The following is a 21,747-nucleotide window of genomic DNA, read 5'->3' as shown; positions in this document are numbered from 1 at the left end:
GGGTTTTTTCTTTTTCCGGTGATCCCTTTTTTCTCCTTGTGTCGTATCAGTCGCAAATAGTTATACAACTTTCATTTTTTTGTATAACTGCTATAACTGAATCAATGCTTATACAAGGAGCGTTATCATGTACAAGATTAAAGTCGGTATCAGTGCCTGCCTGCTGGGACAAGAGGTACGTTTCGATGGGGGCCACAAGCGCTCCAGCTTCTGCGAACGGGATCTTGGCGCTCACTTTGACTACCACCCCGTCTGTCCCGAGATGGCCATCGGTCTGGGGGCGCCTCGCGCCGCCATCCGTTTGGTCAAGCGTCACGGCGAGATCCGCGCCGAGGCGAGCAACGGTAGCTTCGATGTCACCGAAAAGCTGATTGCCTTCAGCGAGCAGAAAGCGCGCCAGCTCGACTTTATCTCCGGTTATATCCTCTGTGCCAAATCACCCAGCTGCGGCATGGAGCGGGTCAAGGTCTATGGCGCCAACAACGAGGGGAGCGCCAAGGAGGGGATTGGCCTCTTTGCCAAGGCGTTGATGGAGGCCAACCCCCTGCTGCCGGTAGAGGAAGATGGCCGCCTGTGCGACCCCATCCTGCGGGAGAACTTCGTGCTGCGGGTCTTCGCCTACCACGACTGGCAGCAACTCTGCGCCCGCGGCATTACCGCCTCTGCGCTGATCCGCTTCCACTCCCGCTACAAGTATCTGGTGCTCTCCCACGCCACCACCCACTACCGGGCGCTCGGCAAGCTGCTCGGCAATCTGGGCAAGTCCACCAATTTGCAGGAGGTGGCCGACAACTACATCAAGGGATTGATGACGGCGCTGACCCTGCGGGCCAACCGTCGCAGCCACACCAATGTGCTGATGCACCTGCAGGGCTACTTCAAGCGGGTGCTGACCCCGGCCCAGAAGCAGGAGCTTGCCGATACCATCGACAAGTACCGCACCGGCATCTTCCCTTTGCTGGTGCCGCTGACCCTGATCCGCCACTACCTGCGCGAGTACCCCAATCCCTATCTCGCCGAGCAGGTATATCTCAATCCACACCCCGATACGCTCAAATTGCGTTACGGGCTCTGAATCCGTTCTGTTGCCCCGGCGCATGGTTTGCGCCGGGGCGCTTTACCCCTCTGTTTGATGGACGTTGTCATGTCTGATTTATCGCAAGAAGTTGCTCCTCTCGCTGATGAGGGGATCTACCCCATTCGCGAGGTCTCCCGTCTCACCGGCGTCAACGCCGTGACCCTGCGTGCCTGGCAGCGCCGCTACGGTCTGGTGCAACCGGCCCGCACCGAAAAGGGCCACCGCCTCTACAGCGAGCAGGATATCCGCCAAATCGGCGAGATCCTGAGCTGGCTGGAGCGGGGAGTGAGTATCGGGCAGGTGAAGGGGCTCCTGAGCGAACCCCATTCCGAGCCGGTGAGCGATCACTGGCAGCAGACCTTGGAGCAGTTCAGTCAGGCGTTACTCGCCTTCAACCAGCGCAAGGCGGAGGCTGAGCTCAACGACCTGCTGGCGAGCTACCCGTTCGAGCTGGTGCGCAGCCGGGTACTGCAACCGCTGGTGGAGCGGCTGCTGGGGCTGTGGCGCGAGCGGCCCGATGGCGAGCTGCTGCAACAGGTGTGGCTGGGCTGGCTCCATACCCGCTTCGCCCGCCACCTGATCGAGCAGGAGAAGGGTGTGCCGATCACGCTGGCGAGTTGGGGGCAAGTCGGCCCCCTCGATCTGGTCTGGGCCGCCTACGAGTTGATCGGTCAGGGCTATGAGGTGCAACTGCTGGGGGCGGTCGAGCCGCGCCATGCCAGCTTGCTGGAGGGGCGTGCCGTTACCCCCTGGCTGGTGCTGCTGGGTGCCGGGCTCGGCAAGCAGGAGCTGGCCGCCGGGTGGCCCGCAGGCACACGCCTGTTTGGCGAGCTGGGGCGCCTCTACGACGATGAGTGGCTTAAAGGCCATGGCTGGCAGGCGAGCCTTGCCGAGCTGATGGCGGATGCCCCAGATGCTGCTGGCACCAGCGGACGCGGGAGGAAAAAATCATGAAGCTGGTCTGGTTGCGCAATGATCTGCGCCTTGCCGACAACCCGGCGCTGCGCCATGCCTGCGCCGGTGACGAACCGGGTGCCGCGCTCTTTATCATCTCCCCCACCCAGTGGCGGCAGCACAAAATGGCCCCCATCCGTCAGCGCTTTATGTTGGCGCAGGTGGATGAATTGGGCCGCGAGCTGGCGGCCCTCGGCATCCCGCTCCATCTGCTGCGAGTGGAGACTTTTGCCGAGGCGCCTGCTGCGTTGTCAGACCTATGCCGCGAGCTGGGGGTGACCCAGCTCTATGCCAATCAGGCTATCGAGATCGACGAGCAGCGCCGCGATCACGCCGTCAGCGCCGTACTGGCAGAGCAGGCGGTGAGCTGTCACTGGCTCAACGGCTGCTGCGTATTGCCGCCGGGGCGGGTGCTGACCGGCTCGGGGGAGATGTTCAAGGTCTTCACCCCTTTTAGCCGCGCCTGGCTCAAGGCCCTCGACGAGGAGGGGTTTGTCATTCATCGCGCGCCCACTGCTCGTGGTGAGACGCTGCCGTGGCAGCCGCTGGCCGAGCGGGCGTGGGTTGATGAGGCGCTCGGCGAGCTGACGCCTGATCCACGTTGGCCAGTGGGGGAGGCGGAAGCCCAGCGCCGTTTGAACGATTTTCTGGAGCAGGCAGTGCTCGACTATGGCGAGACCCGGGATTTTCCTGCCATCGCGGGCACGTCCGTGCTCTCCCCCTATCTGGCGGCGGGCATCATCAGTCCCCGTCAGTGCGTGGCCGCGCTCCAGCAGCGGCTCGGCTATCGGCCCCAGTCCAAGGCCCAGCCCGGCTTTGTCTGGCTCAATGAACTCATCTGGCGCGAGTTCTATCGCCACCTGTTGGTGCTGATCCCGACCCTCTCCATGAATCGCCCCTTCAAACCCGAGACGGCGGCCCTGCCGTGGAGCTGGGACCCGGATGCCTTCGCCGCCTGGTGCGAGGGGCGCACCGGCTACCCCATCGTCGATGCGGCGATGCGCTGCCTCAACGCCACTGGCTGGATGCACAACCGGCTGCGAATGATAGTGGCGAGCTTTCTCACCAAGGATCTCCATATCCACTGGCGGCTCGGGGAGGATTACTTCATGAGTAGGCTCATCGACGGAGATCTGGCGGCCAACAACGGCGGCTGGCAGTGGGCAGCGGGTACCGGTGCCGATGCAGCGCCCTATTTTCGGGTCTTCAACCCCACCACTCAGGGGCAACGATTTGATCCACAAGGGGAGTTTATCCGTACTTGGGTAACTGAACTGGCCGATATTCCCGCCGCTTATGTGCATCAGCCCCACGACTGGCTGCGACTCAAGGGGCGACAGGATTATCCGGCACCCATGGTGGATCACGCCGTTGCCCGGGTGAGAGCCATCGAGATGTTTCGCTCTCTGGAGAAATAGGATGAACGAGCCGCTGGCCCGCTTTATTGGCCTCTATCAGCAACTGGACAAACAGCAGTTGCACCGCTTGCCCGAGGTCTATGCCGAACAGGTGGTCTTTACCGACCCGGCTCACCGCATTGAGGGGCTGGCGGCCCTTGGCGACTATTTTGCCGCCCTCTATCAGCGCCTCGCCTACTGTCGCTTCGTCATCACCAGTCAGCAGCAGCAAGGGCCGCAGGCCTGGCTCGGCTGGACTATGACCTTCTCTCACCCCAGATTGCGTGGTGGTGAGCCGGTGACGGTGGAGGGGGCCACCCGCCTCGAATTCGACGAGGCGGGCAAGGTGTGCCAGCACCGGGACTATTTTGACCTGGGCGCCATGCTCTACGAGCAGTTGCCGCTGCTCGGGCCCGTGGTGCGCGCCATCAAGGGGAGACTCGGCGCATGAGCGGCCGGGTGCTTATTACAGGCGCGACTTCCGGCATCGGTCGCCAGTTGGCGCTGGATTACCGGCGGGCAGGCTGGCAGGTGTGGGGTTGTGGCCGCGATGTCGAACGGCTGCAGGCGCTGGGGCTGGATGGCGTCACGCCGCTGCAGTTCGATGCCCGGGATCTGGCCGCAATGAGCGGGGTGGCTGCTACGCTGCCATCCCTCGATCTGCTGATCCTCAACGCAGGCAACTGCGAGTACATGGATGTAGCGGAGGGGTTTGACAGCGAGCTGTTTGCCCGTGTCATCGACACCAATCTGACCGCCACAGGCCATGCGCTGGCCGCCTTCTTGCCGTTGTTAGGGGCGGGATCTCGGCTAGCCATCGTCAGCTCGTCGGTGAGCTGGCTGCCGCTGCCACGAGCCGAGGCCTATGGCGCCTCCAAGGCGGCCCTCGACTATCTGGCGGATACCTTGCGCCTCGATTTGGCCAGCAAAGGGATCGGGGTGACCCTGATCCGCCCCGGCTTTGTCCAGACGCCGCTCACCGCCAAAAATGATTTTCCCATGCCCTGTCTGGTGACGGTGGAGCAGGCCTCCCGCGCCATCATGGACGGGCTGACCGCTGGTCGTCACCAGATCCACTTTCCCCGCCGTTTCATCTGGTTGCTGCGCCTGCTTGGTGCGCTGCCGGTGGGGCTCTGGCTGCGCCTTGGCCGCGCACTCGTATCGAAAGGAAGCCATTCATGAAGAAAAAGATCGCCATCGTCGGTTCAGGGATCTCGGGGCTCACCGCCGGTTTTCTGCTCCACAAACTCCATGACATTACCCTGTTTGAGGCGGCGCCGACTCTGGGGGGGCACACAGCCACTGTCGATGTGAATCAGGCTGGCCGCAGCTATGCCATCGACACCGGCTTTATCGTCTTCAACGATCGCACCTACCCCAACTTCTTGAAGTTGTTGGCACGGATCGGCATGGCGCGCCAACCGGCCGAGATGAGCTTCTCGGTAAAGAGCCCGGAGGGACTGGAGTATAACGGTCACAACCTCGACACCCTGTTTGCCCAGCGCAGCAATCTGTTGAGCCCCCGTTTCTACGGCTTCGTCGCCGAGATTTTGCGGTTCAACCGCGAGGCGCGGGCCTGGCTGGCGGATGGTCAGCATCAGGGGGCTGGTCCCGAGCTGACTCTGGGGGATTTTTTGCTGGCGGGGGAGTTTAGCGACTACTTCGCCCGCCACTACATCTTGCCGATGGGGGCGGCGATCTGGTCATCGACCCTGGCCGATATGCGCGCCTTCCCCCTTGGTTTCTTCCTGCGCTTTTTTGCCAACCACGGCCTGCTGGATGTGGCCAATCGCCCCCAGTGGTACGTGATCCCGGGTGGCTCGCGGGAATATATCGGCCCCCTTACCGCGGGTTGGCAGTCGCAAATCCGCCTCGCCTGTCCGGTGCAGAGCGTGTGGCGGGACGCGGGTGGCGTGGTGATCCAGAGCAGTTACGGCGAAGAACGGTTTGACGAGGTGATCTTCGCCTGCCACAGCGATCAGGCGCTGGCGCTGCTGGCGGATCCCGGCGAGCGGGAGCAGGCTATTCTCGGCGACATGCCCTATCAGGCCAACGATGTCTGGCTCCATACCGATGCCCGTTGCCTGCCCACCCGTCGCAAGGCATGGGCAAGCTGGAACTATCAGCTCGATGGCAATGACGAGGCGCGGCCACTGGTGAGCTACAACATGAACATCCTGCAGGGGGTTAACTCGCCGGAGCCCTTCTGCGTCAGCCTCAACCCCAAGGGCAAGGTGGATGAGAGCAAGGTACTGCGCCGCTTCGTCTACCACCATCCGGTGTTCAATCAGGCCTCTATTGCCGCCCAGCAACGGCGTGCGGAGATCTGCGGCCAGCAGTACACACACTTCTGTGGTGCCTACTGGTACAACGGCTTCCATGAGGATGGGGTGCGCAGCGCGCTGGATGTCGCCAGACGCTTCGGGGCCGAGCTATGAACGGCGCCACCGTGGCCACCGCACATGAGCGTACAGACGAACTGGCCGGTGTTACCAGCGCCATCTGGCAGGGCTCGGTACGCCACCGCCGTTTTGCGCCGCGGGCTCACGCCTTCTCCTACAGCCTGTTTATGCTGGGACTGGATCTCGACGAGCTGCCGCAGCTCGATCAGGGGCGCTGGTTCGGTGTGGAGCGCTCGGGACTGCTTTCGTTTCACCGCCATGACTATCTCAAGGGGAGTGAGGGAAGCCTCAAGCAGGCGGTGTGGCAGAAGGTGAGCGAGCTGGGTGGCGATGCCGACCCCGAGGGGCGGGTGCTGCTGCTCGGCAATGTGCGCTGTCTGGGGTTCTACTTCAGCCCGGTCAACTTCTACTTCTGCTACCGGCAGGGCGAGGCGCGCTATCTGCTGGCAGAGGTATCGAACACTCCCTGGAACGAGCGTCACTACTACCTGCTGGATCTGGCGGCGCTGGCACCCCATGACAAGGATTTTCACGTATCCCCCTTTATGGGGCTGGCGATGCGTTATCACTGGCGGATCAGGCCGCCCGCGCAGGAGACACTGATCCACATCGAGAGTCATCCCGTATCCGGTGAAGCCAAACTATTTGACGCAACCCTGGCGCTCACTCGCGAACCCTTGTCGCGCAAGGGGCTGGTGGCCCTGCTGGCCCGCTGGCCCTGGATGACCATGAAGGTGCTGCTCGGGATCTACTGGCAGGCCCTGCGTCTATTTATCAAACGAACCCCGATTTTTACCCATCCGGAGAGCCGCTAATGGAACTTGCTCAATCAACCCTCTCTGCCTCTTTCATCGACAAGGGGGCAAGACAACTGCTGCTCAATCTGCTGGGTCGCCTGGAACATGGCCAGCTGCTGCTGTGGGATGGCGGTGAGCGCCACAGCTTTGGCGTCGCGGGTACCGATCTGCATGCCGAACTGGTGGTGCAGGATCCGACCTTCTATCGTCGCCTGTTGCTGGGGGGAAGCATTGCCGCCGGAGAAACTTGGGTGGAGGGGCTCTGGACCAGCCCGGATCCGGTGGCGCTGGTGCGGCTGCTGGCCCGCAACCTGACCCTGCTTGACTCCCTCGAGCGGCGCCTCGGCTGGCTCAGTTTCCCCTTCAACAAGGTGCGCCACTGGCTCAATCGCAATACTCTGACCGGTTCGCGCTCCAACATCGCCGCCCACTACGATCTCGGCAATACCCTCTATCAGGGGTTTCTCGACAGCCATATGCAGTACTCGAGCGCCATCTATCCGAGCGCCGAGGCCACTCTCGAAGAGGGGCAGCAGGCCAAGCTGCGCACTATCTGCGAGCGACTGGCGCTGGGGCCTGACGACCATCTGCTGGAGATCGGTACCGGCTGGGGCGGCCTGGCCGTCTATGCCGCCCGCCACTATGGCTGCCGGGTGACCACCACGACCATCTCCCGGGCCCAGCATGACTACGCCAAGGAGTGGATTGCGCGGGAGGGGCTGGGGGATCGCATCACCTTGCTGCTGGAGGATTACCGCAAGCTGGAGGGGACCTATGACAAGCTGGTCTCCATCGAGATGATCGAGGCGGTGGGCCACGCCTTCCTGCCCGACTATTTCCGCCAGCTGTCGCGGCTGCTCAAACCCGGTGGCCGTCTGCTCATTCAGGCCATTACCATCGCCGATCAGCGCCATGCCCAGTATCTGCGCGGAGTCGATTTCATCCAGCGCTACATCTTCCCCGGTGGCTGTCTGCCGAGCGTATCCCAGATGGCGGGGTTGCTGGCGCGGGAGACCGACATGCAGCTGGTGCGGCTGCATGATCACGGCCATCACTATGCCCGTACCCTGGCCCACTGGTGCGAGCGTTTTCTGGCGTTGGCGCCCGAGCTGCCCAAGCTCGGTTACAGCCAGGATTTCATCCGGCTGTGGCACTTCTACTTCGCCTATTGCGAGGGGGGATTCTGGGAGCGCACCATCAGTCTGGTGCAGTTGGAGGCCGCCAAGCCGGGGCCTGCGGGCTGGTCGGGTGATGTGCCAGTAAGCGGTCACTGACCATGTGGCAGTGGGCTCACCTGCTGGGGTTCAACCTCTACTGGTTGCTGGCGGTGAAGTGGCAGCAGCCGGGCCCGCTGCTGGCAATGTTGCTGCTGCACTTTATCTTCTCACCCAGCCGCCTGCGTGACTGGCGGCTGCTCCCCATCGCGGTGGCCGGCTGTCTGCTGGATGCCCTGCTCTGGCAGCTCGGCCTGTTCCGGTTCCCGTCCGGTTTTCCCCTCTGGCTGGTGCTGCTCTGGCTCGGTTTTGCCCTGACGCTGGCCCACGGTATGCGCTGGCTACTGCGCTTGCCTCGCTGGCAGCAGGCGCTGTTTGGCGTATTTGGTGGTGCCTCCTCCTATGTGGCGGGGGCCGCCATGGGGGCAGTACACTTACCCTGGGGCATCTGGATCAGCACGGCGCTGCTTGCAGTGATCTGGATGTGGTGGTTACCCGTACTCCTGTGGGTAATGGTCAAGCTGGAGGGTGAGTCATGACAAACACCTTTTCGACCGACTCGTTGCTTTTTTCCAAATGGACCAAAGAGAGCCAGCATGAGCTGACTGATCGCTTCTATCTGGTGGTTGCCTGCCAGCGGGATGCGCAGGGGCAGTTGGTGCAGGTGGTGATGCAGGATATCAACACCCTGCAAGAACAGGAGATGGACTGGCATGAACTGGAAGACCCCAACCACTGGCATATGGGGTGGAATTAACCCGCTGCTGCTGGCGTTTACGCTCTTTGCTGCAACCGCGGTGCAAGCTTCTTCCGCCCCCTGGCAGCAGTTGCGCCCGGTCGGGCAGGGGGAGATGAACTGGCTCTGGTTCAAGCTCTACGATGCCACCCTCTACAGTGAAAGCGGGCGCTATCAGCCCGGTCACTATCCGCAGGCCCTGACCCTCACCTATGCCAGATCCATCGAGCGGGAAGACCTGCTGAGCGCCACCGCCGCCGAGTGGCAGCGACTCGGTCTTGGCTCCGACGCCGAACGTCAGCGCTGGCTCGGCCAGCTCGCTGCACTCTGGCCCGATGTGCAGGCAGGCGACAAGCTCACCTTCTATGTCGACAAGGGGGGGGCAGGCCACTTCTGGTGGCAGGAAAAACCCCTCGGCACTCTGGCCGATCCACAATTCTCGGCCGCTTTTCTCGCCATTTGGCTGGCTGACAACAGCCGCGATCCCGCCCTTACCCGCCGCCTGCGTGGCCAACCCTGAGCATGGAGTTTCCAATGTTTTTCTATCGTGCATACCGCTGGTTGCTGTTGCTCCCTTTTTTGCTGTTGAGCGGCTGTGGTGCCAGTCTCGATGACTATCGGGGGCAGGGGCCAAACTGGGATCTCGCCCGTTTCTTCAACGGTAAATTAGTGGCTCACGGCTTGGTAACCGACCGCAGCGGCGAAGTGACCAGTCGCTTTCGGGTCGAGATGGTGGGTCGTTGGAAGGATGGCAAGGGAGAGCTGTTCGAACAGTTCTACTTTGACGATGGCCGCCAGCAGACCCGTACCTGGTATCTGAGCAAGGGCGATGATGGTCACTGGCGCGGTACTGCTTCCGATGTGGTGGGAGAGGCGGTGGGTAAAAGCGAAGGGTTCGCCCTCAACTGGCGTTATCAGCTCGATCTGGCGCTACCGGATGGCGAGGTGGTGCGGGTGAGCTTCGATGACTGGATGTACCTGCTGGACGAGGATCGCCTGATCAATCGCGCCGAGATCAGCAAGTTAGGTATCCATCTTGGCGAGGTGATCCTCTATATCGAACGTCAGCCCTGACCGTTAACGCAAGATAACGCCCAGTAAAAAGCGCGCCGATGGCGCGCTTTTGTTTACCGAAAAACCAGAGTCATCAGATGATGCGGTTCTCTTCCAGCATCTTGCGACGGGCCTCTTCCTTGGCCATCTTCTTCTTGCGGTTGTCGCAGGGTTCCGGGCAATCGCACTCTTTCTCGATGCCGACGCTACCCAGACCGCCACAGGAGCCGGAGATGGTCTTCTTCTGGAAGATGTAACCGATAGCCATGGCGGCTATCACCAGCATGAATACCCCGAAGGTGATCAGAAAAATCTGCATCTCTACCTCTTACTTCTTGACCAGATAGGGCTTGAAGGCATCGGAGTAAGCCTCTTCAAAGCCGTTGTCCGTCTTGGTGATCACGAAGATCGCCAGGCCGCGCTCATTGGCATAGGCCAGGCTTTTCTCGGTCCCCATCACCATAAACACGGTGGCCAACCCGTCTGCGGTCATGCAGGAGGGGTGGATCACGGTGACCGATACCAGACGGTGCTGGATCGGCTTGCCGCTGCGCGGATCTATGGTGTGGGAGAAGCGCTGACCATCCAGTTCATAGTAGTTGCGGTAATCGCCCGAGGTGGCCACCCCGTTGTCACCGGGCACTATCACCTCTTGCACCGTGCCGGTGCCTGCGGTGGGCTTCTCGATGGCCACGCGCCAGGGGTGACCCTTGCCGTTGACGCCATTGATCCGCAGCTCGCCGCCAATCTCCACCAGATAGTTGCGCGCACCCAGTGACTCCAGATACTCGGCTACCTTGTCCACACCAAAGCCCTTGGCGATGGCGGAGAGGTCAACGTAGAGATCCGGAATGTCTTTTTGCAGGGTATCGGCATCCACCGAGGTGATGACGTGCAGGTTGCCCAGACCGGTCTTCTGGCGAGTCTGGGTGATCAGCTCGTCGGAGGGAACCTTGGTCGGCTTTTTGTCAGGGCCAAAGCCCCACAGATTGACCAAGGGGCCAACGGTGACGTCCAGCGCCCCCTGGCTCTCACGGCCAATGTGAATGGCCTCTGTGACGACCCGTGCGGTATCGCGGGAGACCACTACCGGTTTGTTGTCACGGCTCTGGTTGAAGCGCGACAGTTCGGAATCGGGGCGATAGGTCGACATCTGATCGTTGACCCGCTCCAGCAACACATCGACCTCGGCCTGTAATTTGGCCGGATCGCTGATGGCGCTGTCCGCCACCTTGATGGAGTAATAAGTGCCCATGGTGCTGCCGGTGATGTGGATCTCCGGTTTGGATTGGACCGTCTCCTGACCGCACCCAGTCAAGAAAAAGGCTAGCCCGAAGGCTAGCCAGGTCTTTACAACACTGTGCATGGATTAACCACCAAAGTCATCCAACAGGATGTTTTCGTCTTCAACGCCCAAGTCTTTGAGCATGTTGATGACGGCAGCGTTCATCACCGGAGGTCCACACATGTAGAACTCGCAATCTTCCGGTGCTTCGTGGTTCTTGAGATAGTTCTCGTAGAGCACGTTGTGGATGAAGCCGGTGTAGCCGTCCCAGTTGTCTTCCGGTTGCGGATCAGACAGGGCGACGTTCCAGGTGAAGTTCTCGTTCTCGGCGGCGAGCATGTCAAAGTCTTCGACATAGAACATTTCGCGCTTGGAACGGGCACCGTACCAGAAGCTCATCTTGCGCTTGGACTTCAGGCGACGCAGCTGGTCGAAGATATGGGAACGCATCGGCGCCATACCTGCACCACCACCGATGAATACCATTTCGGCATCGGTATCCTTGGCGAAGAACTCACCGAACGGACCGGAGATGGTCACCTTGTCGCCAGCCTTCAGGCTGAAGATGTAGGAGGACATCTGTCCCGGAGGGGCAGTCCAGTTGCTGGGCGGCGGGGTCGCGATACGCACGTTCAGCATGATGATGCCGAACTCTTCCGGATAGTTGGCCATGGAGTAGGCACGGATGATCGGCTCATCGACCTTGGACTCCAGCTCAAAAATCTTGAAGCGATCCCAGTCACCGCGATACTCCTCGGGAATATCGAAGTTCTTGTAGTGCACGTGGTGAGCCGGGGCTTCAATCTGGATATAACCACCGGCGCGGAACGGCACGCTCTCGCCATCGGGGATCTGCAGCTTGAGCTCCTTGATGAAGGTGGCCTTGTTATCGTTGGAGATAACAGTACATTCCCACTTCTTCACCCCGAAGATCTCTTCCGGCAGTTCGATATCCATGTCGGAGCGAACGGTAACCTGACAGGCCAGACGCTCGCCATGACGGGCTTCGCCCTTGCTGATGTGATCCAGTTCGGTCGGCAGAATGTCGCCGCCACCGGATTTCACCCGTACCTTGCACTGGCCGCAGGAGCCACCGCCGCCACAGGCGGAGGAGACGAAGATACCGCTGCCAGCCAGCACGCCGAGCAGCTTGCCACCGGCCGGGCTGGTCACAGCCTTGGCCGGGTCACCATTGATGCTGATTGTCACGTCGCCCGCGGTCACCAGCTTGGACTTGGCGAACAGAATGACTGCCACCAGTGCCAGCAGGATCACGGTAAACATGACCACACCCAAAATAATTTCCATCTATCGTTCCTTTCTGATTGCAGGAAAGCCGATTACAGGGAGATACCAGAGAAGGACATGAAGCCCAGCGCCATCAGACCGGCGGTGATGAAGGTGATGCCCAGACCGCGCAGGCCTTCCGGAACATCGGAATACTTCATCTTCTCGCGGATACCTGCCAGCGCAACGATCGCCAGCATCCAGCCTGCCCCTGAACCCACACCGTAGACCACAGACTCCATGAAGTTGTAGTCACGCTGCACCATGAAGGAGACGCCACCGAAGATGGCGCAGTTCACGGTGATGAGCGGCAGGAAGATACCCAGCGCGTTGTAGAGTGCCGGGAAGTACTTGTCCAGCGCCATCTCCAGGATCTGTACCAGTGCTGCAATCACACCGATGAAGGTGATGAAGCTCAGGAAGCTCAGATCCAGACCGGATACCAGAGCGCCATCTTTAAGCACGTAGTTGTAGATCAGGTTGTTGGCAGGAACCGCGATGGTCTGCACCACAATAACGGCAATACCCAGACCCATGGAGGTCTTTACCTTCTTGGACACCGCCAGGAAGGTACACATCCCCAGGAAGAAGGAGAGTGCCAGGTTTTCGATGAAGATCGATTTAATCAACAGACTCAGATAGTGTTCCATACCTTAATCCTTCGCCTCCACCTGCTTGGGATCCTTGGTGCGCACGCCCCAAATGATCAGACCAATGATGAAGAATGCACTCGGCGGCAGCAGCAGCAGGCCGTTGGGCACATACCAGCCACCGTTGTTCACCAGCGGCAGCAGCTCGATGCCGAACCAGGTGCCGGAGCCCAGCAGTTCACGCACGGTCGCGACACTCAGCAGAATGGCGCCATAGCCCAGACCGTTGCCGATACCATCCAGGAAGGAGGGCAGTGGGGCACTTTTCATGGCGTATGCTTCAGCGCGGCCCATTACGATACAGTTGGTGATGATCAGACCCACGAAGACCGACAGTTGCTTGGAGATGTCATAGGCATACGCCTTGAGCACCTGGTCAACCACGATAACCAGTGAGGCGATGATCGCCATCTGTACGATGATCCGGACGCTGTTCGGGATCTGGTTGCGGATCAGGGAGATGAACAGGTTTGAGAAGGCGGTGACCGCCATGACCGCGAGGGTCATTACAAACGCAGTTTTCATCTGGCTGGTAACCGCCAGTGCAGAACAGACACCCAGCACCTGCAAGGCGATGGGGTTGTTGCCCAGCACAGGCGTCAACAGCAACTTCTTCATTTCGCTCTTGTCAGCCATTGTTGATTTCTCCTGCACGAACCTTGGCCAGGAAAGGACCAAAGCCCTTGGAACCCATCCAGAAGTCGAAGGTATGCTGTACACCGTTACCGGTCAGAGTGGCACCGGAGAGACCATCGATCTCGTGCTCGGAGCCCGCCGGAGCATGGCCCTTGATGACGCGCAGCGCCGGCATGCCATTCTGGTCGAACAGTTTCTTGTCCTTGAACAGCGCCTGCCAGGCCGGGTTTTCGATCTCGCCACCCAGACCCGGGGTTTCACCGTGGTCATAGTAGGTGATGCCCTTGATGGTCTGGCCATCAGCGGCAACGGCGACGAAGGCATACATGGTCGACCACAGACCCTGACCGTAGATGGGCAGGATGATGCTGTCGATCTTGCCTTCGGCATCCTTGGCGAAGAATACCGGGATCTGCTTGGAGATCTGACGCAGGCTGGCCTTGTCGTCAGAGGCGGCAAGACGGATGCTGCGGGCCGGATCTTTGGCTGCCTGCTTGGTGTCGAAGTTGTCGGCATCGCCGTCAACAAAGTCACCGGTTGCCAGATCCACCAGACGGGCTTCGATCTTCTCGCCGTACAGTTTGGCCAGGTCGCGTTTGGCCACTTCGCTCACATCCACACCGGCTACGGCGAGAATGTTGCTCTGCTTGTCCAGCGCCTTGTTTTCCTGCTGGGTAGAACGCAGGCCCACAGCGGCAACGGATACCACGATGGAACAGGCCAGACACAGGCCGGTGACCACGCTGACGGTGCCGAGGGTTGAATCTTTATTAAACGCCACGAGCAATCCTCCGCTTGATGTTTGCCTGAGCGACGAAGTGGTCAAACAGGGGAGCAAACAGGTTCGCAAACAGAATGGCCAGCATCATGCCTTCCGGGAACGCAGGGTTGACCACGCGAACCAGCACGACCATTACGCCGATCAGGGCGCCATACCACCACTTGCCTTTGTTGGTAAAGGCTGCGGAGACAGGGTCGGTCGCCATGAAGGCCATACCGAAGGCGAAGCCACCCAGTACCAGATGCCAGTGCCACGGCATGTTGAACATGGGGTTGGTATCGGAACCGATGACGTTGAACAGCAGGGAGGTGGCGATCATACCGATCATCACGCCGGCGATGATGCGCCAGGAGGCGATGCGCATGTAGACGATCATGGCGGCACCCAGCAGGATCATCAGGGTAGAGACTTCACCGATGGAACCCGGTAGGTTACCCAGGAAAGCGTCCATCCAGCTGATAGCCTGGCCGGTTGCACCGTTGATCAGCGCCATCTGGCCGCCTTGGGCCCACTGGCTCAGGGCAGTCGCGCCGGAGAAGCCGTCAACGGCAACCCACACGGCGTCACCGGAGATCTGGCCCGGGTAGGCGAAGAACAGGAACGCACGACCAGCCAGTGCCGGGTTCAGGAAGTTCTTGCCGGTACCACCGAACACCTCTTTGGCCATCACCACACCAAAGGTGATACCCAGCGCAGCTTGCCACAGGGGCAGCTCGGGCGGCACGATCAGGGCAAACAGAATTGAGGTTACGAAGAAGCCTTCGTTGATCTCGTGTTTGCGCACCATGGCGAACAGCACTTCCCAGAAACCACCGACAAAGAAGACGGTGATGTAGATCGGGAAGAAGTGGGTGGCGCCGATCAGCATCTTGCTGCCGATACCGGCTACAGCCGGATCGAGGGAGGCGCCCAGCATGGTAGCCAGGGCATATTGCCAGCTGCTGGCACCAGCAGCCGAGCCCATGTGGGCAATGGCGGCAATCGCCTGGTTACCAACGTTGTACATGCCCCAGAACATGGCCGGGAACACGGCCAGCCACACCATGATCATCATGCGCTTCAGATCGAGCGCATCACGAACGTGGGAGGCGTTGCGGGTAACGCTACCCGGGGTGTAGAACAGGGTGTACGCCGCTTCGAACAGGGCATAGTACTTGGCGTACTTTCCACCCGGTTCGAAGTGGTGTTCCATATTTTCAAGAAGTTGCTTGAAACTCATCGCTTAACCTTCCAGTTCAATCTTGGTCAGGCACTCACGCAAGATCGGGCCGTACTCTGTCTTGCCGGGGCAGACAAAGGTACAGAGCGCCAAATCTTCCTCATCCAGCTCCAGGCAGCCCAGTGCTTGCGCACCGTCGGTATCGCCGGAGACCATGTCCCGCAGCAGCAGGGTCGGCAGGATGTCGAGTGGCATCACCCGCTCATAGTTGCCGATAGGCACCATGGAACGGTTACTACCGTTGGTAGTGGTGGTGAAGTTGATCAGCTTGCCCTTCATCAGATGAGAGAGGGTGGTACGGGTGATAGAGAACTTGTTGGCGCTGGGGTTGATCCAGCCCAGGAACTCTTTCTCGCGACCTTCACCCAGCACGCAAACCTGATTGTGGTAGCGGCCCAGGTAGTCGTGAACACCTTCGGCTTTGGCGCCACTCAGGATAGAACCGGAGATGATACGGTTTTCGTCGGCACGCAGCTCATTGTTGGTGAGCTGGCTGATGCAGGCGCCCAGACGGGTACGCAGCAGACGCGGCTTGAGCACGTTCGGGCCAGCCAGCGCGATCACCTTGTCAGTGAAGATCTGACCGGTGGTGAACAGCTTGCCGAATGCAATCACATCCTGATAGTTGATGTGCCACTGCACCTTGGTGCTGCTGACCGGATCCAGGAAGTGGATATGGGTACCCGGCAGACCGGCAGGGTGCGGACCAACGAAGATCTCTTCCTTGACCTGAGCCAGCGGAGAGTGGGGCAGACTGCCTTCGCCTTTACAGACGTAGACGGCGCCGTCGGTCAGGCGGGTCAATACGGCCAGACCATCGAGGAAGGCCTGCGGCTGTTCCTTGATAATCAGCTCGGCATCGGCTGCCAGCGGGTTGGTGTCCATTGCAGTCACAAAGATGGCGCGCGGGGCAGACGCTACCGCGGGGACTTTGCTGAACGGACGGGTACGCAACGCAGTCCACTGACCTGATGCGACCAGGATCTCTTGCACCTTGCTGCGCTCGAGCTTGGCCAGCTCGGCAGAGGCAAAATGCTCAAACGTCACCTGTTCATCGGAACCGTCGAGGTCGATGACCACAGACTGGAGAACACGTTTGGCACCACGGTTGATCTCTGAAACCACACCGGTGGCAGGAGCTGTGAATTTAACGCCCGGATTCTTCTTGTCTTCAAAAAGATCCTGACCTTTGATGACGCGATCACCTACTTTGACGAACATAGTAGGTCGCATCCCCACAAACTCCTCGCCCAGTGTCGCAACACGGGTGATGGCGGGGCCATCGTAGATTACTTGCTCTGGCGCACCCAGCACGGGGATGTCCAGTCCTCTTTTGATTGTAATCATACTTACTTGCACTACCGTTACGGGAGAGGTTGGTTAGCGCCGAGAAATACATCACGACGGGTGGTTGAATGAGTCGATGTTGTGGTTGTGCCAGGTGGGCAGGCTCAACAATTATTCAACATGCAGGCTCACTCAAAAGCGCTTGAGTTTACCACTTAAGGTGCATTTTCTGCCATGCCAAATGGGCAAAATCCCCGTGCCATCACAAAATTAACCTGCAATGAATAAGCCACCGACACCTTGTAAGTAGTGGTTTTAAAGGTTTTTTTATTGCGATACCTCGATGGGGGTATTTGCCGTTGTCTCCACTATCAGCAAAAAGCCTTGATGCCGAAATATACCCCCTTGGATGTAGCCTTTTCGGGGCCAATGGGGGAAATATGTTTAATTTTTGTTGGCAGGTTATCGAGGAGAATCCTGTGGTAGAACCGGTTTCAGGAGAGTGACGGTTTGCCAACGCAGCTCGGGGTGCGCGGGGCGTGGCCTTTTTCCTGCCACTCGCTCTCTGTGTAGGTATGCAACGCCAGTGCATGAACGGCACCGGCCAGCTCATCGGCCAGCACCGAATTGACCTGACGATGACGGGCCAGCAGCCGCTGCCCTGCAAATTGCTCGCTGACGATCACCACCTTGAAGTGGCTCTCAGATCCCGGTTCCACACGGTGCATGTGGCTCTCGTTGATCACCTCCAGCACGGAGGGGGAGAGGGCGGCGGTCAGCTTGGCTTCAATCAGTTGTTGGATGGTCATCGGATCGGCTTCCAGAGTGAATGTCGGGCCATTCTATCGGCAGTCGCTGGATGGAATAAGCCCCCGTAAGAGGGAAATCACCCGTCAGTTGCCCCCTTGATGCGCATCGAACTGGTGAAATTCCTGCTCCTCGCTAGAATAGCGCCACTTTGCGTCGCCCCTGGCGCCTGTATACACGAATCAAGCCGAGGTTGGACTCTTCCTATGCAAACCCTTCTCGACACTCCCCATTGCCAGCTCACGCTCTACCGCTATCCGCGCCAGAGTCAGGAGACCCTGCAAGCCTGGGATGCGGCTGACGAATACCTGATCAACACCCTGGCGGAGTCTCCCCTCGAGCAGACGGGCCCCGTCATCATCATGAATGATGGCTTTGGCGCGCTGGCCGCCTATCTGCATCCGCACTCCCCCTGCTGCGTCACCGACTCTTACATCAGTGAGCGGGCGACCCTGGCCAATCTGGCCGAAAACGGACTGGATGCAGGCGGGATCCGCTTGCAGGATGCGCTGGCGCCGCTGCCCGATGCCCCTGCGCTGGTAGTGATCAAGGTCTCCAAATATCAGGCTCTATTGGAGCAGCAACTGCTGGCGTTGCGGGAGGTGGTAACACCGGCAACTCGCGTTATCGCTGCCGGCAAGGCGAAGGATATTCATACCTCCACCCTCAAGTTGTTCGAGAAGTATCTGGGGCCTACCCGTACCTCGCTGGCCTGGAAAAAGGCGCGTCTCATTCACTGCGAGCCGCAGGCCGGGCAACCCGCGCTGGCCAACCCCTTCCCGACTGTCTGGCCGCTGGAGGGGAGTGGCATGCTCATCCACAACCATGCCAACGTCTTCTCGCGCACCAGTCTCGATATTGGTGCCCGTTTTATGCTGGACAACCTGCCCATCCACAGTGCCCGCAAGGTGATCGATCTGGGCTGTGGCAACGGGGTGCTGGGTCTGTCGCTGCTTGCCAAAGACAGCGAGGTGGAGGTGACCTTTATCGATGAATCCTATATGGCGGTTGCCTCGGCACAGCTCAACGTCGAGCATAATCAGCCCGATGCACTGCCGCGCGCCCGCTTTATGGTCAATAACTGTCTCGACGGGGTGGCGGTCGGCTCTGCGGATCGGATCCTCTGCAACCCTCCTTTCCATCAGCTGCAGGCGATCACCGATCATATCGCCTGGCAGATGTTCAGCGATGCGCACCGGGTGTTGCCTCAAGGGGGTGAACTCTGGATAGTAGGCAACCGTCATCTGGACTATCACAACAAACTCAAGCGCTTGTTTGCCAACGCACAAGTCGTTGCGTCGAACAGCAAATTCGTTATTTTGAAAGCCATCAAACGCTAAAGCCAAAGGAAACCATGATGAAAAAGTCACTCTTGCTGCTGGCCGCCCTGATGCTGGGCGGGTGTGCCACTCATTGGCCGGAGACGGCGCTGCTCAATCCGCAGGTGATCCCTGCCAACCAGCAATACTACTCTGGCAATCGCATCACCATGGAAGGGGTAGACAAGCGTGAGGCTGCCTACGTATTCTCCATCAAACATAAAGAGAAAGCCCCCGTGCTGGTCAACAGCGAGCGTCCGCTCAACCTGCTGATGGCCGAGCGGCTGGCCGAAGGGCTGCGCAGCCAGGGTCTGGAAGTGGGCAACAGTGGCACCACCAACCTGACCCTGGTCATCTCTAACGCCGCAGTCAATGTGGAAGAGAAGACCTTTACCTATGTCACCAAGTCCCGCGTCAGCCTGCAGGTGATCGCTGATTTCCAGGGTAACCGTCTGACCAAGCAGTTCAACATGTCTTCCAGCAAGGAGAGCCCGAGCGAGCCAAGCATGGCCGACCTGGAGTCTACACTGAACCTGCAGCTGGGTAGCGTGCTGCAGCAGATCATGGCGGATGATGCGCTGCGCGGTTACCTGAAAGGTCAACCGAACGGTGCAGGGGTCTGATGATGAAAAAACTCTGGTTGCTGGCCATGCTGATCGCCCCGCTGGCGTTCGCGGGCCCGAAAGTCAGAATGGAGACCAACCACGGCAATATCGTGGTGGAGCTGGCGTCCAAGCAGGCGCCCCAGACGGTGAAGAACTTCCTGCGTTACGTGGCTGATGGCAGCTATGACGGCAGCATCTTCCACCGGGTGATCCAGGATTTCGTGGTGCAGGGTGGGGGGTACAACCAGCAGTTCCAGCAACTGCCAACCTATGAGCCTGTGGTCAACGAGTCGCGCGGCGGTCTGCCCAACAAGCGTGGCTCCATCGCCATGGCCCGCACCCAGGCGGTCGACAGCGCTACTCGCCAGTTCTACTTCAATCTGGTCGACAACAATAACCTCAACGCCGGTGGCGCCGCGGGTTATACCGTGTTCGGTCAGGTGGTGCAGGGGATGGAGGTGCTGGACAAGCTGGCTCAGGTACAGACCGGTTACAGCCCCATTTTGCGTGCCAACGATGTGCCGACCAGTCCCATCATTCTGAAGAAGGTGGTCTTGCTGGCAGAAACTCCGGCAGACAAGAAAGTCGACAAGAAAGCGGGCAAGTAACTCTCGCCGGACTCGGTTCGTCACCTCGCCTCGTCAGGTCACAATACAAGGCTCATCCCGTTCGGGATGGGCCTTTTCTCTATCCGGGCTTCTTTGACCTATCTCTTTGCTCGCCTTGGCTATCTGCCATCAACCTGCCAAAATGACGCACTTTGCCAAAGTCGTCAGGTAGTTGAACATGATCCGCAAACCAAGCTGGAGAGAGTCCCTCGCCGTCTATCTCGAATTTCGGGTGTTTATTCTCTTTGCCATGGGTTTTTCATCGGGTCTGCCGCTGCTGCTGGTGTTCGGTACTCTCTCATTCTGGTTGCGTGAGGCCGATGTCAGCCTGACCGATATCGGCTATATGAGCTGGGTGGCGCTCGCCTATGGCTTTAAATGGCTGTGGTCGCCGCTGGTGGATCGCATGCCGCTGCCGTTGCTCTCCACGCTGCTGGGGCGTCGCCGCAGCTGGATGTTCTTCTCCCAGCTGTTGATTGCCGCCGCGCTGGTCGGCATGGCGTTCTGCGATCCCAAGACCGAGCTGGCCCAGCTGGCGATGTTTGCCCTGCTGGTGGCCTTTGCCTCGGCCACGCAGGATATCGTCATCGACGCCTATCGCATCGAATCCGCCCCCGAGCGGCTGCAGGCGGCGATGGCTGCCTCCTACATGACCGGTTACCGGCTGGCGATGATCATGGCGGGCGCCGGTGCGCTGGCGCTGGCAGCCTGGTTTGGCAGCAATAGTGGCTATGACTATCGTGGCTGGCAGATTACCTATCTGGTGATGGCGGGTCTGATGTCACTCGGGGTTATCACCACGCTGTTTTGCCACGAGCCGGATATCGATCTGGCCGAGCAGGGTAAACAACAGGCCGAACGTAAGGCGCAGCTCTTGGAAAAAGGGTGGCCTACTCTGCTGGCGAGTGCGGGGGCCTGGGGCTATGAGGCGGTCTGGTGTCCGTTTGCCGACTTCTTTCGTCGCTATGGCAGCTCGGCGCTGCTGATCCTGGCTCTGATCGCCTGCTATCGGGTTGCCGATGTGGTGATGGGGGTGATGTCCAACAGCTTCTATGTGGATATGCAGTTCAGCAAGACCGAGGTTGCCACCATTACCAAGGTGTTTGGCGTCATCATGACGCTAGTGGGGGCGGCGCTGGGGGGCGTGCTGGTGATGCGCTTCGGTACGCTGCGCATCCTGTTCTTGGGGGCGCTGCTCACTGCCAGCACCAACTTGCTGTTTGCCCTGCTCAATCAGGTTGGTCACAACCTAGAACTGCTGACCCTGATCATCTCGCTGGATAACCTCAGTGCCGGTATCGCGACCGCGGCCTTCGTGACCTATCTCTCCAGCCTGACCAATGTGGCATTTTCGGCCACTCAGTACGCCCTGTTCAGCTCGGTAATGTTGCTGCTACCCAAGTTGCTCGCCGGTTTTTCCGGGCAGGTTGTGGAGCTGATTGGCTACAGCGCTTTCTTTGTCGGAACCAGTTTATTGGGCTTGCCGGTGTTGTTGTTGATTGTGCTTGTCGCCAGAAAAGGGAGTGAGTTGCTCTCAACGGCTGACAAATAGCAAGCGTTTGCGTAGAATCGGGGGTGATTAGATTCACACTTCCGGATAAAGTTCCCGAGAAGTTGTTTCACCCCCAATTT

Annotated in this window: 25 protein-coding genes; 16 read left to right on the top strand and 9 right to left on the bottom strand. The window is 59.6% G+C overall.

Annotated features, from left to right (window positions below; genetic code table 11):
• Positions 1 to 127: 127 nt before the first annotated feature.
• The 12 genes from OKC31_RS03920 to OKC31_RS03865 all read left to right on the top strand — a co-directional run bounded on the left by OKC31_RS03920 (position 128) and on the right by OKC31_RS03865 (position 9,652).
• Complete coding sequence (locus OKC31_RS03920; RefSeq protein WP_139463029.1) at positions 128 to 1,075, top strand: YbgA family protein; 948 nt, start codon at positions 128 to 130, stop codon at positions 1,073 to 1,075.
• A 69-nt stretch (positions 1,076 to 1,144) separates the two neighbouring features.
• Positions 1,145 to 2,032 carry a MerR family transcriptional regulator gene (locus tag OKC31_RS03915; RefSeq protein WP_270656313.1) on the top strand — a complete coding sequence of 296 codons (888 nt, stop codon included), beginning with the start codon at positions 1,145 to 1,147 and terminating at the stop codon, positions 2,030 to 2,032.
• Positions 2,029 to 3,450: a deoxyribodipyrimidine photo-lyase gene (gene phrB, locus OKC31_RS03910; protein WP_270656312.1), complete on the top strand. Its 1,422-nt coding sequence runs from the start codon at positions 2,029 to 2,031 to the stop codon at positions 3,448 to 3,450. The genes OKC31_RS03915 and phrB overlap by 4 nt, the downstream gene beginning before the upstream one ends.
• 1 nt (position 3,451) lies before the next feature.
• Positions 3,452 to 3,880: a nuclear transport factor 2 family protein gene (locus OKC31_RS03905; RefSeq protein ID WP_064337133.1), complete on the top strand. Its 429-nt coding sequence runs from the start codon at positions 3,452 to 3,454 to the stop codon at positions 3,878 to 3,880.
• Positions 3,877 to 4,611 (top strand): SDR family NAD(P)-dependent oxidoreductase, encoded by a 735-nt coding sequence (locus OKC31_RS03900; protein WP_270656310.1) that lies wholly within the window; start codon positions 3,877 to 3,879, stop codon positions 4,609 to 4,611. The genes OKC31_RS03905 and OKC31_RS03900 overlap by 4 nt, the downstream gene beginning before the upstream one ends.
• The gene (locus tag OKC31_RS03895; protein ID WP_270656309.1) at positions 4,608 to 5,867 is read left to right on the top strand and encodes an NAD(P)/FAD-dependent oxidoreductase; all 1,260 of its coding nucleotides are present in this window, start codon (positions 4,608 to 4,610) and stop codon (positions 5,865 to 5,867) included. Before OKC31_RS03900 ends, OKC31_RS03895 begins: the two co-directional genes overlap by 4 nt.
• Positions 5,864 to 6,646, top strand: coding sequence for a DUF1365 domain-containing protein (locus OKC31_RS03890; protein WP_270656307.1), 783 nt, complete (start codon positions 5,864 to 5,866; stop codon positions 6,644 to 6,646). Before OKC31_RS03895 ends, OKC31_RS03890 begins: the two co-directional genes overlap by 4 nt.
• A complete protein-coding gene (locus OKC31_RS03885; RefSeq protein ID WP_270656304.1) occupies positions 6,646 to 7,902 on the top strand; it encodes an SAM-dependent methyltransferase in 1,257 nt (418 codons plus the stop codon). Before OKC31_RS03890 ends, OKC31_RS03885 begins: the two co-directional genes overlap by 1 nt.
• A 2-nt stretch (positions 7,903 to 7,904) precedes the next feature.
• Positions 7,905 to 8,381, top strand: coding sequence for a DUF2878 domain-containing protein (locus OKC31_RS03880; RefSeq protein ID WP_270656302.1), 477 nt, complete (start codon positions 7,905 to 7,907; stop codon positions 8,379 to 8,381).
• The gene (locus tag OKC31_RS03875) at positions 8,378 to 8,599 is read left to right on the top strand and encodes a TIGR02450 family Trp-rich protein (RefSeq protein WP_005338671.1); all 222 of its coding nucleotides are present in this window, start codon (positions 8,378 to 8,380) and stop codon (positions 8,597 to 8,599) included. Before OKC31_RS03880 ends, OKC31_RS03875 begins: the two co-directional genes overlap by 4 nt.
• Positions 8,556 to 9,098 carry a chalcone isomerase family protein gene (locus OKC31_RS03870; protein ID WP_201996087.1) on the top strand — a complete coding sequence of 181 codons (543 nt, stop codon included), beginning with the start codon at positions 8,556 to 8,558 and terminating at the stop codon, positions 9,096 to 9,098. Before OKC31_RS03875 ends, OKC31_RS03870 begins: the two co-directional genes overlap by 44 nt.
• Positions 9,099 to 9,112: 14 nt before the next feature.
• Positions 9,113 to 9,652, top strand: a complete 540-nt coding sequence (locus tag OKC31_RS03865) for a DUF3833 domain-containing protein (protein ID WP_270656301.1) — start codon at positions 9,113 to 9,115, stop codon at positions 9,650 to 9,652.
• A gap of 73 nt (positions 9,653 to 9,725) precedes the next feature.
• Here OKC31_RS03865 and nqrM read toward each other — a convergent pair whose 3' ends face one another.
• The 9 genes from nqrM to OKC31_RS03820 all read right to left on the bottom strand — a co-directional run bounded on the left by nqrM (position 9,726) and on the right by OKC31_RS03820 (position 17,585).
• Positions 9,726 to 9,950 carry a (Na+)-NQR maturation NqrM gene (gene nqrM / locus OKC31_RS03860; protein WP_005338668.1) on the bottom strand — a complete coding sequence of 75 codons (225 nt, stop codon included), beginning with the start codon at positions 9,948 to 9,950 and terminating at the stop codon, positions 9,726 to 9,728.
• Positions 9,951 to 9,959: 9 nt separating this feature from the next.
• Positions 9,960 to 10,997 carry an FAD:protein FMN transferase ApbE gene (locus tag OKC31_RS03855; RefSeq protein ID WP_005338666.1) on the bottom strand — a complete coding sequence of 346 codons (1,038 nt, stop codon included), beginning with the start codon at positions 10,995 to 10,997 and terminating at the stop codon, positions 9,960 to 9,962.
• 3 nt (positions 10,998 to 11,000) lie between these two features.
• Positions 11,001 to 12,224 (bottom strand): NADH:ubiquinone reductase (Na(+)-transporting) subunit F, encoded by a 1,224-nt coding sequence (gene nqrF / locus OKC31_RS03850; RefSeq protein WP_005338656.1) that lies wholly within the window; start codon positions 12,222 to 12,224, stop codon positions 11,001 to 11,003.
• Positions 12,225 to 12,256: 32 nt separating this feature from the next.
• Positions 12,257 to 12,853 (bottom strand): NADH:ubiquinone reductase (Na(+)-transporting) subunit E, encoded by a 597-nt coding sequence (gene nqrE / locus OKC31_RS03845; RefSeq protein WP_005338645.1) that lies wholly within the window; start codon positions 12,851 to 12,853, stop codon positions 12,257 to 12,259.
• A gap of 3 nt (positions 12,854 to 12,856) precedes the next feature.
• Entirely contained in the window at positions 12,857 to 13,489 is a 633-nt protein-coding gene (locus OKC31_RS03840) for an NADH:ubiquinone reductase (Na(+)-transporting) subunit D (RefSeq protein ID WP_005338644.1), read from the bottom strand.
• Positions 13,482 to 14,270, bottom strand: coding sequence for a Na(+)-translocating NADH-quinone reductase subunit C (locus OKC31_RS03835; protein WP_270656298.1), 789 nt, complete (start codon positions 14,268 to 14,270; stop codon positions 13,482 to 13,484). Before OKC31_RS03835 ends, OKC31_RS03840 begins: the two co-directional genes overlap by 8 nt.
• Positions 14,260 to 15,489: an NADH:ubiquinone reductase (Na(+)-transporting) subunit B gene (locus OKC31_RS03830; protein WP_005338642.1), complete on the bottom strand. Its 1,230-nt coding sequence runs from the start codon at positions 15,487 to 15,489 to the stop codon at positions 14,260 to 14,262. The genes OKC31_RS03835 and OKC31_RS03830 overlap by 11 nt, the downstream gene beginning before the upstream one ends.
• 3 nt (positions 15,490 to 15,492) lie before the next feature.
• Complete coding sequence (locus OKC31_RS03825; protein WP_257696829.1) at positions 15,493 to 16,836, bottom strand: Na(+)-translocating NADH-quinone reductase subunit A; 1,344 nt, start codon at positions 16,834 to 16,836, stop codon at positions 15,493 to 15,495.
• Between the two features lie 434 nt (positions 16,837 to 17,270).
• The gene (locus OKC31_RS03820) at positions 17,271 to 17,585 is read right to left on the bottom strand and encodes a BolA family protein (RefSeq protein WP_257696828.1); all 315 of its coding nucleotides are present in this window, start codon (positions 17,583 to 17,585) and stop codon (positions 17,271 to 17,273) included.
• A gap of 204 nt (positions 17,586 to 17,789) precedes the next feature.
• Between OKC31_RS03820 and OKC31_RS03815 the strand changes: the two genes are divergently transcribed.
• The 4 genes from OKC31_RS03815 (at position 17,790) to OKC31_RS03800 (ending at position 21,667) form a co-directional block, all read left to right on the top strand.
• On the top strand, positions 17,790 to 18,923 hold the full coding sequence (locus OKC31_RS03815) for a methyltransferase (protein WP_257696827.1): 1,134 nt from the start codon (positions 17,790 to 17,792) through the stop codon (positions 18,921 to 18,923).
• 17 nt (positions 18,924 to 18,940) lie between these two features.
• Entirely contained in the window at positions 18,941 to 19,525 is a 585-nt protein-coding gene (locus tag OKC31_RS03810) for a YajG family lipoprotein (protein ID WP_005349692.1), read from the top strand.
• Between the two features lie 2 nt (positions 19,526 to 19,527).
• Entirely contained in the window at positions 19,528 to 20,115 is a 588-nt protein-coding gene (locus OKC31_RS03805) for a peptidylprolyl isomerase (RefSeq protein ID WP_050547831.1), read from the top strand.
• 172 nt (positions 20,116 to 20,287) lie between these two features.
• Positions 20,288 to 21,667, top strand: a complete 1,380-nt coding sequence (locus tag OKC31_RS03800; RefSeq protein WP_257696825.1) for an AmpG family muropeptide MFS transporter — start codon at positions 20,288 to 20,290, stop codon at positions 21,665 to 21,667.
• Positions 21,668 to 21,747: the final 80 nt, after the last annotated feature.

Source organism: Aeromonas sp. Y293-4 (genome assembly GCF_027705905.1).
Classification (GTDB): domain Bacteria; phylum Pseudomonadota; class Gammaproteobacteria; order Enterobacterales; family Aeromonadaceae; genus Aeromonas; species Aeromonas veronii.
The sequence above is the reverse complement of the archived record's forward strand: the minus strand, read 5'-3'. Positions and strand labels throughout refer to the sequence as shown.

What these genes read in the sequence shown, in the direction of transcription:
- nqrE (WP_005338645.1), bottom strand. Translation starts at nt 12,853, where the DNA reads ATGGAACACTATCTGAGTCTGTTGATTAAATCGATCTTCATCGAAAAC.
- OKC31_RS03905 (WP_064337133.1), top strand. Translation starts at nt 3,452, where the DNA reads ATGAACGAGCCGCTGGCCCGCTTTATTGGCCTCTATCAGCAACTGGAC.
- OKC31_RS03890 (WP_270656307.1), top strand. Translation starts at nt 5,864, where the DNA reads ATGAACGGCGCCACCGTGGCCACCGCACATGAGCGTACAGACGAACTG.
- OKC31_RS03820 (WP_257696828.1), bottom strand. Translation starts at nt 17,585, where the DNA reads ATGACCATCCAACAACTGATTGAAGCCAAGCTGACCGCCGCCCTCTCC.
- OKC31_RS03830 (WP_005338642.1), bottom strand. Translation starts at nt 15,489, where the DNA reads ATGAGTTTCAAGCAACTTCTTGAAAATATGGAACACCACTTCGAACCG.
- OKC31_RS03875 (WP_005338671.1), top strand. Translation starts at nt 8,378, where the DNA reads ATGACAAACACCTTTTCGACCGACTCGTTGCTTTTTTCCAAATGGACC.
- OKC31_RS03815 (WP_257696827.1), top strand. Translation starts at nt 17,790, where the DNA reads ATGCAAACCCTTCTCGACACTCCCCATTGCCAGCTCACGCTCTACCGC.
- nqrM (WP_005338668.1), bottom strand. Translation starts at nt 9,950, where the DNA reads ATGCAGATTTTTCTGATCACCTTCGGGGTATTCATGCTGGTGATAGCC.
- OKC31_RS03870 (WP_201996087.1), top strand. Translation starts at nt 8,556, where the DNA reads ATGAACTGGAAGACCCCAACCACTGGCATATGGGGTGGAATTAACCCG.
- OKC31_RS03825 (WP_257696829.1), bottom strand. Translation starts at nt 16,836, where the DNA reads ATGATTACAATCAAAAGAGGACTGGACATCCCCGTGCTGGGTGCGCCA.
- OKC31_RS03915 (WP_270656313.1), top strand. Translation starts at nt 1,145, where the DNA reads ATGTCTGATTTATCGCAAGAAGTTGCTCCTCTCGCTGATGAGGGGATC.
- OKC31_RS03810 (WP_005349692.1), top strand. Translation starts at nt 18,941, where the DNA reads ATGAAAAAGTCACTCTTGCTGCTGGCCGCCCTGATGCTGGGCGGGTGT.
- phrB (WP_270656312.1), top strand. Translation starts at nt 2,029, where the DNA reads ATGAAGCTGGTCTGGTTGCGCAATGATCTGCGCCTTGCCGACAACCCG.
- OKC31_RS03805 (WP_050547831.1), top strand. Translation starts at nt 19,528, where the DNA reads ATGAAAAAACTCTGGTTGCTGGCCATGCTGATCGCCCCGCTGGCGTTC.
- OKC31_RS03880 (WP_270656302.1), top strand. Translation starts at nt 7,905, where the DNA reads ATGTGGCAGTGGGCTCACCTGCTGGGGTTCAACCTCTACTGGTTGCTG.
- OKC31_RS03920 (WP_139463029.1), top strand. Translation starts at nt 128, where the DNA reads ATGTACAAGATTAAAGTCGGTATCAGTGCCTGCCTGCTGGGACAAGAG.
- OKC31_RS03895 (WP_270656309.1), top strand. Translation starts at nt 4,608, where the DNA reads ATGAAGAAAAAGATCGCCATCGTCGGTTCAGGGATCTCGGGGCTCACC.
- OKC31_RS03900 (WP_270656310.1), top strand. Translation starts at nt 3,877, where the DNA reads ATGAGCGGCCGGGTGCTTATTACAGGCGCGACTTCCGGCATCGGTCGC.
- OKC31_RS03840 (WP_005338644.1), bottom strand. Translation starts at nt 13,489, where the DNA reads ATGGCTGACAAGAGCGAAATGAAGAAGTTGCTGTTGACGCCTGTGCTG.
- OKC31_RS03885 (WP_270656304.1), top strand. Translation starts at nt 6,646, where the DNA reads ATGGAACTTGCTCAATCAACCCTCTCTGCCTCTTTCATCGACAAGGGG.
- OKC31_RS03865 (WP_270656301.1), top strand. Translation starts at nt 9,113, where the DNA reads ATGTTTTTCTATCGTGCATACCGCTGGTTGCTGTTGCTCCCTTTTTTG.
- nqrF (WP_005338656.1), bottom strand. Translation starts at nt 12,224, where the DNA reads ATGGAAATTATTTTGGGTGTGGTCATGTTTACCGTGATCCTGCTGGCA.
- OKC31_RS03855 (WP_005338666.1), bottom strand. Translation starts at nt 10,997, where the DNA reads ATGCACAGTGTTGTAAAGACCTGGCTAGCCTTCGGGCTAGCCTTTTTC.